The organism is Caballeronia sp. LZ024 (assembly GCF_031451455.1).
In the GTDB taxonomy this organism is placed as follows: Bacteria; Pseudomonadota; Gammaproteobacteria; order Burkholderiales; family Burkholderiaceae; genus Caballeronia; species Caballeronia telluris.
This window is the reverse complement of record NZ_JARUXL010000014.1, coordinates 1-13761: the sequence shown is the minus strand read 5'-3', so window position 1 is coordinate 13761 and position 13761 is coordinate 1. Positions and strand designations below refer to the sequence as shown.

Genomic DNA, 13761 nt, shown 5'->3' with positions numbered 1-13761 from the left:
CACTCGAGCAGGGTGAGAACGATACGCCAGCAGACGCCTTGTAGGCAAAGCTTTGTGGCACGGCGCCCGGCGCCGCGGCGTGAGGCGCGGAGCGCTTCACGCCGGTACCGATGCGTAGCCTGCGGGAGAGCTGTTTCGCTTCAGTTCACGGTTAACGGTTGCCGGCGAGCGCCGAAGTATCCGGGCCATGGCCCGGATACTCGAACCCTGCAGATGCAGGCTTGCAATGGTTAGGCGCTCTAGAGGTTGAAGTTGCTGGTACGGAGTTCTTTCATGCATCGCAACACCTTATACGAAATGGTGTTGCACTTCAGATTTGAGGCCGCCGGGTCATGATCCGGCAAAGTCTGGATCTTGCGCTCTGCCGCGCGAGTCTGATTACCAAGATCGGCCTGGCGAAAAGCAGGAGTCGGGTCATTTTTGATGAGAAACAGCGCGCGGTCCAAGTGCCGTTTGACCCCGACCGCCGCCGACAGCATGCGCGTGAACTCACGCCGGACAGCCTGCAATCTGGCCGACTCAGGGTGTGTTCGCAGCTTGTTCCGATGCACGCCTGCGATGGTGACCAAACTCGCTGCTGCAGGCCGCGCCCGTCGGCGCGATTGATTGCTGGAAGTCGGAACGTTCCCGCTTTTTTCGAGCGGAACGCAACTCTTCGCACGCGCCGTGTTGCGTGCTGCAAACATCACATCGCCTTTGTTATCGATAGTCACGCCGGCCAATTGCGATGCTCTTTCGGGTTCGGATCGAGCGCAAGGATCGCAGGCCATTGGCCTCGGATCGGGCGTCAGTGAAGATTACCGGCATCGACAACTAAAAGATCTCCGGAGCGACGCGCACATTCAAGTCAATGATCGACCGTCAGGCCTGGCCGTTCCCCACCTGCCGGGGGTGCGTCGCGTCTTCGCGCGCACCGGACACTCGAATCTGGCGACACAAAAGCATCCGTCCTACCTTGTTCGGGCGGCCGCGACGCCGTTCCGGACATCGCCGGCTGTCGTCGCGGAACGGTCAATGCTAGCACGTACATCCCAACCCAATCGAGGAGGATCAGATGACTTCGGTAGCTGAAATCATGACGCGAAATGCCGTGACTATCGCCCCATCGGAAACCATACAGGCAGCAGCCAAGATCATGGACGACCTTAACGTCGGCTCACTGCCGGTTTGCGATGGCCAGAAGCTGGTCGGCATGCTGACGGACCGCGACATCGTCGTGCGCGGCGTATCGGCGGGAATGGGCGTGGATACGCGGGTCGACTCCTTGTTAAGCGCGCCAGTGACATGGTGTTTCGAGGATGACGACGTGAGCCAAGTGCAGGAGAAAATGGCGCGGGAGCAGATCCGGCGCCTGCCCGTGGTCGATCGCGAAAAGCGCCTGGTGGGTGTCATTGCGCTCGGCGACCTGGCGACAAGCGCGGACGGGCAGATGTCATCGACCGTAGCGGAAGTGTCGTCGCCGTCGCAGCCCGATCGATAACAGAGGCCGCGATGCCCGATCCGACTATGCGGCGTCGCCGCCGGTCATGCCCAACGCGCCCGCCCCCGCCCCGGAGCGTCCCGCGCACGCGCCCAACGGCGAGAGCAAACGCTTGCCGCGCATCTCCGGAGCGACGTGCGTCCGTGTTCGACGATCGCGACAAGGCAACAGCATCGAGATCGTCCGTCAGGCATGCGCTCGATGCACCTGAACGGTATGGCGCTTGCTTCGTCTTACTGCCCCCGAATAATCGAGCGCCCACGATGACACTCTTCTCGTTGCATACACCGCGAAATTACACAGCGCGTCCGCCGCACAATCCTCAATGGCTATGCGCTCCGCACGAGGACGCCGACGACGATCTCGACGACGTGCTCGATGAAACCGGCGAGATCGCCAACCGCAGCAACGGCAAGAGCGGCACCGATACGCAAGCGGAACCCGATCCTAAGCCGAACAACCAGCAGGCATCGACGAGCCAATCATGACCAGCGAACGAACGCCGCCGCAGCACATCGAAGGGCAGCCCGCGCCGGGGCACACTGAGAACATCCCGGCGAACCCGAACGAACCGGCGCCGCGCGGCCCCAACGACGATCGCGCGCCGGACGCCGGGCCCGACGCCAAACCCGGAACCCCGCCGGGCACACAGAGCGAAAGCGACCGCCTGAAGTCACCCGACTGACATCAGTTGAGATGAGCGCTGCCAATCGAACGCAGCGCCATTCAACTCGATGAATTCATGAAGCACGCCATCACAATGACGGCAATGTTAAGTGCCGCACTAACGGCGGCCGTCTGCTTTACGTCGGGCTGCAACCGCAATACCGGCTGCGGACGCACTGCGCCAAGCGAGACTGCCGGATCATCCGCGCCCGCTTCCGCCAGCTTCCCAGCGGCCGCCGCCAGCGACGCACCCGCGGGTGCCAGCCAGTAAGCGAACACGTACGATTTGACGCGGCGTCCCGTCGTGCTTCAGCAGCGGGACACCACGCACTTAGCTCATCAATGGGCCAGCTGATGGCCGCGCGACGGCACGAACGCGCGAATCAGCATGTAGACGCCGGCAAGTCCCACCAGCACGTATACGATACGCAATGCAGGCGAACCCGCGCCGACAATCGCCGCGACGAGATCGAACTGGGCGAGGCCAACAACACCCCAGTTCAATGCGCCGATGATGACAAGCGCGCCCGCGATCCAGTCAAGCGGATTGCGATGCACGACAGCACCTTGCGATGTAACTGTTGGCATGATTGGCTCCCTTATTTGCGTACGAGATAGGTTTCGCCGGCGCCGATATCCGCGCCCGTGGCTTCTGAAACGCTCACGGTGGCGGGACCATCGCCCCGCCATCGACCGCCGGTCGCGCGTTCGACACGGTGCGCGAGAAGGCGATTGTTTCAGTACTGTTCAGCAACGGCCGTGCCGATACGTTTTGCGGTCGCATGTGCGCATGCCGGAAGGCATCCTTTCGCAACACCGCATTGCGGCAGTTGGACCAGCGCACTCGTCACTGCGGGGGCTTTTTTTTTGAGGGACGCTTTGTGAACGCACGTTCGCGCAATCGCCAGGGATGCCTCGGATTCCTCGGGTCGGCGGCGACCGTCGCGTCATGCTGTGTTGCTGGACCGACAAGCCTTCCGCATGAACGAATCGAATGGCAACGCTCAACCGCCCTTCCCTTCCCTGAGTCGCGCGCGAAGCGCGGCGCCCACCGGTACGTATCCCGTACTGATGCAGCCATTATTCTTCGTCGCCCGTGCAAGCCTAGGGACGGGTCTGCACGCCGCGTTCAGTGTCGCGTCGGTTTTCGGCACCTCGGCGAACTGAACAAGAAGACAATGCAGTCCGCGCTCGCGGATGTGCGCCCACTAAGGGCAAACGGCGCAAGCGAAGCACCAGCGCAACCGGCATTGCCGTTCGCTTTCATCTCGTATGCGAACGAACTGCAGTCGATCACCACTGCGGCGACCGCCGACGTCATCGATGCAATGGGCGCTAAACTTTCGCTGCGGGAGTCAGACGCGCCGAAGCTCGTGCTCGCGGAAGCGAGCGAGCCACCGTCGCCGCTGATGACGCGATACGGCAATGGTTGAAGGCTGCGATGCAGTCGGCGAATGACCGGCGTTCGAGCCCGAAACACAAGCTTGCCGACGCAATATGCGATGACGCGAAAGATATCGCGCCGCCGCCGATACGACCGACGACTTCGTGCACGAAAATCGTGGAAGGCAATCACGATGGTCGCGGTCGTCGGCATGATAGTGGGGACGCTAACCGCGCGTTGAGCGTATTTGTCGAAGGACGGCAGGTCGATTTAGAAGCGAATCATGGACGTCCGGGATACCGAAGGTCGGAGTCGCGCACTCGCATACTGGCGTGGAAAGAAGCGGGCGGCCCAGAAGGCTGTCCAAACAGCCGAACTAACTAGTGGCGTTGAAAATAGCGCCGAACACGGACGAGCCGCGATCCATCGGCGCTGCGGTTCTCGCGGGCGGTGCAATCTGAGCCAGCTTGTCGGCGAGTGCAGCCTCTGAAAAAGGCTTCACGATGTAGCCGTTAGCACCGGCGCTAATCGCCGCAATCACATTTTCGCGCCTTTTCTCAGCGGTCACCATCAGTACCCGAAGATCGGCGTGATCCTCCGACTTACGGATCTCCTGCAGCAGGGACAGCCCGTCCATGTTAGGCATATTCCAATCGGTGATGACCAGATCGAACCGCTCTGTTTTGAGCTTCTGAAGCGCCGCAACGCCGTCATCTGCTTCTTCGATGATCGTATAACCGATCGCCTTGAGCATTTTACGAATCAAACTGCGCATGGTGGCCAAGTCATCGACTACCAACAAACGCGTATCGGCATTTCCCATCGGTTAACCCTTCTCTCGTTCCTTTTTAATTGAACTACTGCAAAACTTGCGGAAGTGCGCTCCGCTGACTACTCGGCTGCTTATCAGCGGCGGCAACAGCGTCCTCCACGCTTAGAACGTCGACCAATCACCATCGCCCGCCGCATGCACCGGCTGTGCGGGCGCAAGCGATGGCTTCGCCGCTCGCGTCGCCGGTGGCATTTTCCTGGGCGTCGATGTCCGCGTCTTCTGCGGCGCATAGTTGCTCGTTGACGCGACGGAAAGCGTTTGGCCAGTGCGGAACACGGCGACAACTGCGGTCAGTTGCTTCGCTTGGTCCTCCATCGACCCGGCCGCTGCCGCTGCTTCCTCAACGAGCGCCGCATTTTGCTGCGTGACCTCTCCATTTGCGAAATGGCTTGATTCACTTGCTCGATGCCGCGGCTTTGCTCGTCCGAAGCAGAAGCAATCTCGCCCATGATGTCAGTGACGCGCTGGATAGCGGTGCCGACGCGCTGCATGGTTTCACCTGCCCGTGCTACCAGTTCCGTTCCGTCCTGCACGCGGCCGCCAGATGTTTCGATGAGGTCCTTGATTTCCTTCGCAGCGGCCGACGAGCGCTGGGCAAGTCCGCGCACTTCACTTGCAACGACGGCGAAGCCACGGCCTTGCTCACCAGCGCGAGCGGCTTCCACGGCAGCGTTAAGCGCGAGGATGTTCGTCTGGAAGGCAATGTCCTCAATGATCCCGATGATCTCGGCGATTTTTGCTGAACTCTCCTCGATGCGGGTCATTGTCTCGACCACCTGACCGACGATCGCGCTTCCCTCGTTTGCGACGGCATTCGCATTGTCAGCCAGTCCGCTCGCTTGCTGAGCGTTACCGGAATTCTGCTTAACCGTCGCGGTCAGTTCCTCCATGCTCGCTGCCGTTTCTTGCAGCGACGCCGCTTGCTGCTCCGTGCGGCTGGAGAGATCGGTATTGCCTGCCGAAATCTGAACGGCACCTGACGAAACGGATTCCGAGCTTGCACGGATCTTGGTCACCATCTCTTCCAAACCGCGACGCATATGTTCCACTCCGGCGAGAAGGCTGCGATCATCACCGTTCTTGAGCACCGTTGGGGAACTCAGATCGCCGTCTGCGATCGCCCGAACAACGCGCGCTGCATACGCGGGTTCGCCGCCGAGGGCGCCTGTCACGCTACGAATGGTCTTCCACGCCAATGCAGCAATGATCGCGAGAGCTAATCCTATCAAGCCCGCAGTTTGTAGCGTCGTCTGCAAGAAGGTGGCACTGATATCGTCGGTGAAAAATCCCGTACCGATCCACCAGCCCCAAGGCTTGAACTCGACGATGCCGTTCATCTTGCCTGTCATTACGCCGGTAGATGGGTGCGTTGTTACCACCATCAGCACTGGAATGTGCTCCTTGGCGAGCATCTCGCGATAAAGCTCCGTGTCCGGCCGTCCATCGGGCGCCTTGCCGAGCAGGACCTTGCCGATGTTTTCTTGCTTCCGATGCACGAGCGAGGTTCCGTCCGGAAGGCGCGCCCAAAAGTAGCTTTGATCGGAATAGTTCATTCGGTTCAATGCGGTTTTCGTCGCTGCCTGCGCCTGCTCCGTCGTCATCGCACCGGCGACTTCCTGCGTGTGGTAATACTCCGCGAGGTGCTCGGCCATCTCCAACAGATTGACGATCTGCGCCTGCTTGTCATCGAGCATTGCGCGTCGCACGCTATAAACGCTGTATCCACCTACCGCGAGCAGCGCGATAAGCGCTGTAACGGCTAGCAGCATTAGCCGAGTAGAGACTTTCATTCCAGGTTCCGAGTGCATGGTTGCGGCCGCCGCGATACGCGGCTTTAACCTTGGCGGCCTCAAAAGTGAGGTGCAACACTTATTTCGTATAAGGTGTTGCAATGCCCGACAAAACTACTTCATACCAGCACCTTCAACCTGAAGAACGCCTCGCCATCGCAAGCCTACGACTGCAGGACGTGAGCATTCGGGCCATGGCCCGAATGCTCGGGCGCTCGCCCTCCACCGTGAGCCGTGAACTGACGCGCAACAGCTCTCTTGCTCGCTACGCATCAGTGCCAGCTCAAGCGCTGTGCGCCGCCCGCCGTAGGGCTAATCGCGGCCCCGCCAAGCTTTGCACGCAAGGCGTTCGCTGGCGGATTGTGCTCACGTTGCTGGACTGGAAGTGGTCGCCCCAGCAGATATTTTGGGCACACTTAGGCGGATGTATCCGACTGACCCCACCCAGCACGTATCGCATGAAACCATTTACACGGCTATCTACGCTCAGCCGCGTGGCGAATTGCGCCGCCAGTTGATTGCCTGCCTGCGCCACGGCCACAACAACCGCATGTCGCGCACGCGCGGCACAGACCGACGCGGGCAGATTCCCGACATGGTGAGTATTCACGTACGCCCGCCCGAAATCGAGGACCGCCTGCTGCCTGGCCACTGGGAAGGCGACTTCATCAAAGGCGCTGGGAACCAATCCTCCGTTGGCGTGCTGGTTGAACGCACCAGCCGGCTGGTGCTGCTTGCCAAGATGGAAGACGCCACGGCGGCTTCAGCGCTGGCGGGCTTCTCTGCGAAACTGAATTCGATTGTCGCGCCGCTGCGCCAGAGCTTCACTTATGACCAAGGCAAAGAAATGTCGCGCCACAAGGAGCTCGCTGCCGCAACCGGCGTGAACGTGTACTTTTGTGACCCGCACAGCCCCTGGCAACGCGGCACTTGCGAAAACACCAACGGTCTGCTGCGTCAGTATCTGCCCAAAGGCACAGACCTTTCGGTCTACACTCAGGACGAACTTGACGCCATCGCCGACAGTCTGAACAGTCGACCTCGTGCAACTCACAACTTCCATTCGCCATTCGAGGTCTTCGCCGCAACCCTCGCATCAGCAAGTCAACCTCAAAGCTCTAAACATTAACCCCGGTGTTGCGCTTCAACTTGAAACCGCCCTTGGTAACGGCAGCAACCGCCACCACTTGAATGGAGAAAATTAACTCGGTCATCAATTTTTTGTTTCGCCGAACCGAGGCATTCGCTGGGCGTAGGCCGAGGGGGTCAGGTGGAAACGTTGCCCGCGATGGCCGTGTCCAAGACGGCCGCTTAAGCCGCCGTCATCGGGCGGTGCGTGGCTGACTTGATGTCATGCTACTGATGACCGCGACCGTCTCGTCAGACGTACTGCATCCATGCTCGCGTAGTCGTCCTTGGTAGAGTCGACTTTTCCTTTACCGACAATTTCGCTGACGTGCGTTCCCGATCGATGCCCCGTTTACGAGCAGTTATCCGTAGGAACGGGTCCCAATATTGCTACGGGCACACTCACACCTATGATGAGCGGATCGGGGATAGCACAAGTGAAATGCACGACGTCCGAGTCATTCGAATTGAAGCGCGATCTTTGAGTCGCGGGCAGCACAGGCCTAGAGCCCTTCGGGGTTTTCGAGATCGGCGAGCACGATGAGTCGGCCGCGCTCCTGCGCGGCCTTAACTGCTTCATGCTTTGTGGAATACGGGCCAATGACAGGCGCGCCGTCGAAGGGAAATAGCAGCCGGCTGTCGGTCTTGCGAACGACCTTCAGCGTGCCGAAATACAAACGGCTCGCATTGATGCGGTATGAGGCGTAGATGGCAAAGTCATCTTCCGTCGTGCCTGCCGATGCTTGGGCGACGGCACGCGTCGGATAAAGTACGAGCTTCGGTTTCCTGCCTGACGTAAGCAAGTCATTTCCTCCTTCGAGATGCACATTCACCATGATAAGCCTCCGGCATATCAACCGGATCGCACGTAACCCGGTGATTACGTACGCTTTCTCTCGTTAGCTAACGATCACGGGTGCAATCGCAGACTTTACGGCAGCGCAAAGCCGCACATTACGAGCCGAAAGGCCACTCCTGGGTTTCACGATCCGTGGCGATCTTCGCAATGACATGGAATCGTCCTCCGAGCCGCGGGTCTCTAACATATTTTCCCTTGCAGCGTGTGTCCTTGTCTGCGACAAGCACAACTTTTGCGGCCAGACGCAAATAAAGCGAGTGCTGCCAGGATCGAGAGAACAGGGGAAGTACTTCGCGCCAGCCCATGCTGAAACGAACAGCATAGACCGCCGTAGTCCGCCTATAGGCTTGTCATGAAACGGAAACATCGAAGGTTTTTATCGTTGCATAGCCGATACTCTTCACACACTTCGCTCATTCGCGCATCCGGGGAGTACCGCCAGTCGCTCCTGTCGTCTCGTAGGTCACATCCTTGTTATTAGTTTTGAGCGGCTCCATCAGTGGTGGTCGGGCATGTCGCATGTATTCGAATCGCCGCGATCCTTAATTCAAGCGCGGCCGCGTTGCATTGGAAGCTTGTGGGACGGCATCGCCAGAGGCACCTGCAGTGAAGACCACTCTTTGAGCGCTCTGTTAAAACGGCTTTCCCGTCGTCCCGAAGCTGAGCGGCCATTGGGTAAAGAAAACATCGACCCCCTCGCGAACGGCCGCGCTTAGGATTCGTCGCGCTTCGTCTTCCGAGACCACCATTACGATTTGCACGGGCTGGTCAGCCAAGCCAAGAAGGTGCGCAGTATGGTGCGTCCCTTCCCGACCGAACCCCTCGGCTACATTCACGACGGTCACCCCGCTTATCCCCATCTCCTTCACCTTATGAAGTAGCCACTCGAAGATCGTCGCGGTTCCGTGTTTCTTCTGACGGTCGGTGTAAAATGTCAACTGATACCCGTTCATGACGTCCTCCGCGTAGCGATCTCAGTTTTATTCCGCGTACAGCCGCGATTAAAGCTCGTGCCAACGCACACCGCGACAAGACGATAATCGATGTCGTTGGCGAGCCGACCGTCAGGTACGAAGAGTGGCGACCGGACCCTGAGGCTCAGCAAGCGAAGTTCCCGCTGGCACGCGCATGCGGGCTACAACGCCGCGTTGATCCATCGGTCACCGGTTTCCGACGGGACTGCATGCGGTGCACATGCCGCCGTGCGTGCTGATAGCCGACATCTCTCATTCATTCGCGTCACGTCAGGGCATCCCGAGCGTTATGACCACGAGTGCGACGAACACGAGCCGGAAGACGACGCGGAGGACGCTCGTGTAATTCGTCGCGGTGGACATTGTGCCCCTGACTGGCGCGGAGCTCGGGACCGAGCCGGCGACCCGAACACCCTATCGACGACGAGCGCCGCGATGACCATCGCGCCATAGAAGCACAACGTCATAAAGCCGGTTATGCGCGCGCCGTAGTACTTCCGGTATAAGTTGAGGATCGGCAGGATGATAGAAGATGAACGACGCGACTCCACCGAAGCTGATTTCGCCGCGCCACAGCACGTCGGCGAGCGGAATTTTGCCGACTGCGCAGGTGACCGACGCTAACGCGATGAGCGGTCCGGCGAACGCGCCTCATAGGGAGGACAGCAACGGATGTCCCGCGAGGAAGAACTGTTGTCAGACACCGTCTGGCACCCCGCCAGGGCCACAGCATCGTCCAGATCATCACGTAAACTGTGGCTGATCGCGACCCAGACCCTGCGCGAAAAGCCGCGAGCGACAGTTTCCTTCCGATTCAGCCATCGGCATATCGGCATGGCCTTCCATTCGTCCCGCGATTCCGCGCTTCGCCTGTTCGATCGCTGCCTGCTCGAGCGAGCGCGGCATCAGCCAGCGGAGCAGCATCGTCAGGACGGCGATCATGACAACGCCACAAAGCGCTGCGGCCGCCGCGAACGGCCAGCTGATCAGCCAAGCCATTACGATCGCGAGGTCGACCACGAGGTTAGTCGCGGCGAACTCGAATATCATCGAGCCCGCGAAATTTGCGCCCCTTGCGGATCGCGGCGCGCGCCATCGCGACGGCGGCGTACGAACACGACCACGAACCGCGCCGAGCAGCGTCGCGTGCAGGACGGAGCGCGGCGATGCATCGGGCAGCATCTTCGACATTGCGTGCCGCGAGACGCCGTTTTCCAGGATCGCGGATAGCAGGAAACCGATGCTCAGGCCCCAGGACATCTGCCAGAGCATCGAGACCGTCCCGCCGACGCCACCGATGTCAATCCGTTCGGAAGACGTCGCCATCGCCAAATAGCGCCCTCGCGTACACCCAGCCGCCCCACCGGATCGCCGTCTGCTGATCCGGGACGCGCAGGCAAACAGCCCTTTGCTACATAGGAGGTGGCATGGTCGCCTTGGCGCGCTGCTTGCGCGGCGCACGATTGAAAAGCAACGCAAGTGCCGAGGGTCCGCTATCGACGTACGACCGACGCAGCGCAGAAACGCCGCGAAAGCAAGATGCTCTCGCCCATCGGCCTGCATTCGGACGCTTTGTTCGAGGCACCGCGCCTCTCCGACGAGCCTGCGCTTCTGTGGCGCCGTCCGAAATCACGCACTTTCGTACGACGCGACTCTCCGGGCTTCGAGGTGGGATTGTTTTGTCTATGTGCTTTCACGTCTCAGATACGTCAAAGGGTGCGCAACACTTCACGCGTCCCGCCGTCGACCCGCTTTTTCGCCTTAGCGGTCGAGTTTGGCGAACGTGTCATCGGTATCGTGCTGACCGGCGATCTCGACGAGGGCGCAGCCGGCATCGCTGCGATTGAGGCATGCGGCGGATGGGTCGCGGTCCAGACCCGTCGGACTGCGTCGCGCCCTCGATGCCGTCGAGGCGCTGCGCGCCACGACGGCGGACGTCATCGCCCCAGTCGACCGGTTGGGTGACGCCATCGCGGACGCGGTGAACCAAAAGCCTTCTCATGAACGACGGATCGTCATGGATAAAACACCCATCGAGCTGGAAACACGCATTGCGCTCACCGGTAAATCGTCGCCCGAGGATCTGGACGCGCTCGGCGAACGGAGCACCCTGACGTGTCCGGATTGCGGCGGCGTGATTTGGCGCGTCGGAGAGGTCGAGCCATTGCGTTATCGATGTCACACGGGCCACGCGTTCTCGAACGCGTCACTCAACGCGGCGCAGGAGCGAAGCGTCGAAGAAGCGCTGTGGATCTCGGTGCGCCGGTTGCAGGAGCGCGCCGCTTTCGCGCTGGAACGCGCGCATGTCGCGCAACGCCGCAACGAACGCCACGAGGCCGCGGAGGAACTCGAACGGCACGCCAGATTTGCCGCACTTGAAGATTCGTTGCGCCGATTCCTTCAGCAGGACGCCGTCGAACCATCCGAGCCTTGAAAACAAACCATCGCTGGGACGCGTGGGCGTATGATCGTCCCGGCACGCTCGCGTGCTTCAGGCTGCGTCGAGCGGCGATCCCGGAGCGCGCCGCGCGAGGAGAACGACAATGAGCGACGCCATCCCGGAGCAACCCGAATTCCCGGCGACCGATAGCACCATTCGTCCGGTCAGCGGCCTGCCGTTTCCCGTCGTGGGGATCGGGGCATCGGCCGGCGGAGTCCGCGCCCTGTTGCAGTTCTTCGAGAACGCGCCCACCGACATGGGCATGGCATTTGTTGTCGTCCTCCACCTCTCGCCCGATCACGTGAGCAGCGCGGATGCCGTTCTCAGCCGTGTGACCGGCATGCCGGTTCTGCAGGTCGTACAGCCGACCCCAATCGAAAGAAACCACGTCTATGTCATCGCACCGGGGAAGAGCCTTGGGATGGCCGACGGCTATTTACGGGTCAGCGATGCGAAGCGCAGCCCCGGCAGTCCGGTGACCATCGACCGCTTTTTTCGCAGCCTCGCCGATGCACACGGTCCGCATGCCATGTGTCTCGTGTTATCGGGCAGCGGCAGCGATGGAGCGGTCGGCCTGAGCCGCGTCAAGGAACAAGGCGGCATCACGCTCGCACAACTGCCGGCAGACGCTGAGTATGCGCAAATGCCGCAGAGCGCGATCGATACCGGCCAGGTCGATCTGGTCCTGCCCGTCACCGAGATGCCGCAGAAACTGCTCGACCTGTGGAGCAACGCGCGGACAATTTCCATCCCCGAAATCGCCGCGCCGGATTCACAGGGTTCGGCGAATCCACCGAAAGCATCCGAGCCGCAAGACCCGGAACAGGACGCGCGCCACGCCGAGCAATGTCTGCAGGAGATTCTGTCGATTCTGCGCGCACGCACGGGGCACGACTTCCGCCACTACAAGCGCGCGACCGTACTGCGACGCGTCGAACGGCGGCTGCAAGTCAACGCCGTACCCAATCTCAGTCAGTACCGCGACTTGCTGCGCGGGCAACCCTCCGAAACATCCGCGCTGCTGAGCGATATGCTGATCGGCGTCACCAACTTTTTCCGCGATCGCGAAGCGTTCGAGCGGCTGCAAAGCGAAGTCGTACCGGAGATCTTCGCGGGAAAACCGGACGCGCAGGCCGTGCGAGTGTGGACGGCCGGTGTCTCCTCAGGCGAAGAAGCGTACTCGATCGCCATGTTGCTCGAAGAGCATGCTAAACGACATCACTCGCCCACGCCGATTCTGGTCTTCGCTACCGACATCGATGAGCGAGCGCTTGGCCGCGCGCGCGCCGGCAGCTACCCGGATTCGATTGCGACAGACGTGCCGACGGAATTCCTCGATAAATTTCTGACCAGACAAGGCGAACGGTATGTGATCGCGAAGACCTTGCGGGAAAAAGTGCTGTTTGCGGTTCACAACGTCCTGCGCGACCCGCCGTTTTCCCATCTGGACCTTGTCTCGTGCCGCAATCTCCTGATTTACCTGGATCGCATCGTGCAGCGGCAGGTGCTGGAGATGTTCCACTTCGCGCTGTGTCCAGACGGTTATCTGTTCCTCGGCACATCGGAGTCCGCGGATGCGGCAGACGACCTGTTCGCCGTGGTCGACAAGAAGAACCGGATCTATCGCGCGAAGCCGGTCCCCGTTGCGGTTCGCCCGCGCATCGTGCGGCTCGTCGAACCCAAACCCATTGCGTCGGCGCCCGGGCCGCAGCGGCCCGAACCGATGCGCCACGAGCACTCGCCGGGCGCACTCCACCAGCGCGTGCTCGAAGAGTATGCGCCGCCCAGCATCATCGTCGATCGGGAGTCGACGATCGTGCATATCTCGGACAACGCGGGACGCTTTCTGCACTATAGCGGGGGCAGTCCGACCACCAACATGAGGAGCTTCAGCGCAGCAAGCAGCAGCTCAACGAAACGGTCGAACAATACGAAACGACCTTGGAAGAGATGAAGGCCGGCAACGAAGAACTGCAGGCGATAAACGAGGAGTTACGGTCGACCACCGAGGAGCTCGAAAGCAGCAAGGAAGAACTTCAATCGATCAACGAAGAGCTTTTCACGGTCAACTCCGAGCTGCAGACGCGTATCGAGGATGCAAGCAAGGCGAACGACGATCTGCAGAACTTCATCAGCGCGAGCGATATCGCTACCTTGTTCGTCGACAAGACGATGAAGATCAAGCGCTTTACATCGAACGCGACTGGG

The 13761-nt window shown here is 60.6% G+C and carries 14 protein-coding genes and 2 pseudogenes; 8 read left to right on the top strand and 8 right to left on the bottom strand.

The features are described 5' to 3' along the window. Positions 1 to 96: 96 nt before the first annotated feature. Positions 97 to 279: a helix-turn-helix domain-containing protein gene (locus tag QCE48_RS31220; RefSeq protein WP_309794444.1), complete on the bottom strand. Its 183-nt coding sequence runs from the start codon at positions 277 to 279 to the stop codon at positions 97 to 99. Then, positions 240 to 713: a hypothetical protein gene (locus tag QCE48_RS31215; RefSeq protein ID WP_309788681.1), complete on the bottom strand. Its 474-nt coding sequence runs from the start codon at positions 711 to 713 to the stop codon at positions 240 to 242. The genes QCE48_RS31220 and QCE48_RS31215 overlap by 40 nt, the downstream gene beginning before the upstream one ends. Before the next feature lie 341 nt (positions 714 to 1054). Between QCE48_RS31215 and QCE48_RS31210 the strand changes: the two genes are divergently transcribed. From QCE48_RS31210 to QCE48_RS31200, 3 genes are all read left to right on the top strand, one after another. Beyond that, complete coding sequence (locus tag QCE48_RS31210) at positions 1055 to 1480, top strand: CBS domain-containing protein (protein ID WP_309788682.1); 426 nt, start codon at positions 1055 to 1057, stop codon at positions 1478 to 1480. Positions 1481 to 1623: 143 nt separating this feature from the next. After that, a complete protein-coding gene (locus tag QCE48_RS31205) occupies positions 1624 to 1968 on the top strand; it encodes a hypothetical protein (RefSeq protein WP_309788683.1) in 345 nt (114 codons plus the stop codon). Beyond that, positions 1965 to 2165, top strand: coding sequence for an MARCKS-like protein (locus QCE48_RS31200; protein WP_309788684.1), 201 nt, complete (start codon positions 1965 to 1967; stop codon positions 2163 to 2165). The genes QCE48_RS31205 and QCE48_RS31200 overlap by 4 nt, the downstream gene beginning before the upstream one ends. 320 nt (positions 2166 to 2485) lie before the next feature. Here the strand turns inward: QCE48_RS31200 and QCE48_RS31195 are convergent, their stop codons facing one another. Then, positions 2486 to 2734, bottom strand: a complete 249-nt coding sequence (locus tag QCE48_RS31195; protein ID WP_309788685.1) for a DUF378 domain-containing protein — start codon at positions 2732 to 2734, stop codon at positions 2486 to 2488. 128 nt (positions 2735 to 2862) lie between these two features. On the opposite strand from QCE48_RS31195, the gene QCE48_RS31190 reads away from it, so the two are divergent. Next, positions 2863 to 3579, top strand: coding sequence for a hypothetical protein (locus tag QCE48_RS31190; protein ID WP_309788686.1), 717 nt, complete (start codon positions 2863 to 2865; stop codon positions 3577 to 3579). Between the two features lie 327 nt (positions 3580 to 3906). Here the strand turns inward: QCE48_RS31190 and QCE48_RS31185 are convergent, their stop codons facing one another. After that, positions 3907 to 4353, bottom strand: a complete 447-nt coding sequence (locus tag QCE48_RS31185) for a response regulator (protein WP_309788687.1) — start codon at positions 4351 to 4353, stop codon at positions 3907 to 3909. A gap of 299 nt (positions 4354 to 4652) precedes the next feature. After that, on the bottom strand, positions 4653 to 6152 hold the full coding sequence (locus tag QCE48_RS31180; protein ID WP_409014741.1) for a methyl-accepting chemotaxis protein: 1500 nt from the start codon (positions 6150 to 6152) through the stop codon (positions 4653 to 4655). 101 nt (positions 6153 to 6253) lie between these two features. On the opposite strand from QCE48_RS31180, the pseudogene QCE48_RS31175 reads away from it, so the two are divergent. Beyond that, a pseudogene (locus QCE48_RS31175) lies at positions 6254 to 7281 on the top strand (IS30 family transposase). Positions 7282 to 7783: 502 nt separating this feature from the next. Here QCE48_RS31175 and QCE48_RS31170 read toward each other — a convergent pair. From QCE48_RS31170 to QCE48_RS31160, 3 genes are all read right to left on the bottom strand, one after another. Beyond that, positions 7784 to 8116, bottom strand: coding sequence for a DUF6723 family protein (locus QCE48_RS31170; RefSeq protein WP_309788688.1), 333 nt, complete (start codon positions 8114 to 8116; stop codon positions 7784 to 7786). Positions 8117 to 8771: 655 nt separating this feature from the next. Beyond that, the gene (locus QCE48_RS31165; protein WP_309788689.1) at positions 8772 to 9092 is read right to left on the bottom strand and encodes a DUF190 domain-containing protein; all 321 of its coding nucleotides are present in this window, start codon (positions 9090 to 9092) and stop codon (positions 8772 to 8774) included. A 765-nt stretch (positions 9093 to 9857) separates the two neighbouring features. Beyond that, positions 9858 to 10439, bottom strand: a complete 582-nt coding sequence (locus tag QCE48_RS31160) for a permease (RefSeq protein WP_309788690.1) — start codon at positions 10437 to 10439, stop codon at positions 9858 to 9860. Positions 10440 to 10652: 213 nt separating this feature from the next. Between QCE48_RS31160 and QCE48_RS31155 the strand changes: the two genes are divergently transcribed. The 3 genes and pseudogenes from QCE48_RS31155 to QCE48_RS31145 form a co-directional block, all read left to right on the top strand. Then, positions 10653 to 11078, top strand: a complete 426-nt coding sequence (locus tag QCE48_RS31155; protein ID WP_309794442.1) for a chemotaxis protein CheB — start codon at positions 10653 to 10655, stop codon at positions 11076 to 11078. Further along, positions 11071 to 11547 (top strand): hypothetical protein, encoded by a 477-nt coding sequence (locus tag QCE48_RS31150; protein WP_309794440.1) that lies wholly within the window; start codon positions 11071 to 11073, stop codon positions 11545 to 11547. The genes QCE48_RS31155 and QCE48_RS31150 overlap by 8 nt, the downstream gene beginning before the upstream one ends. 109 nt (positions 11548 to 11656) lie before the next feature. Next, a pseudogene (locus QCE48_RS31145) lies at positions 11657 to 13761 on the top strand (CheR family methyltransferase); the annotation flags it as partial.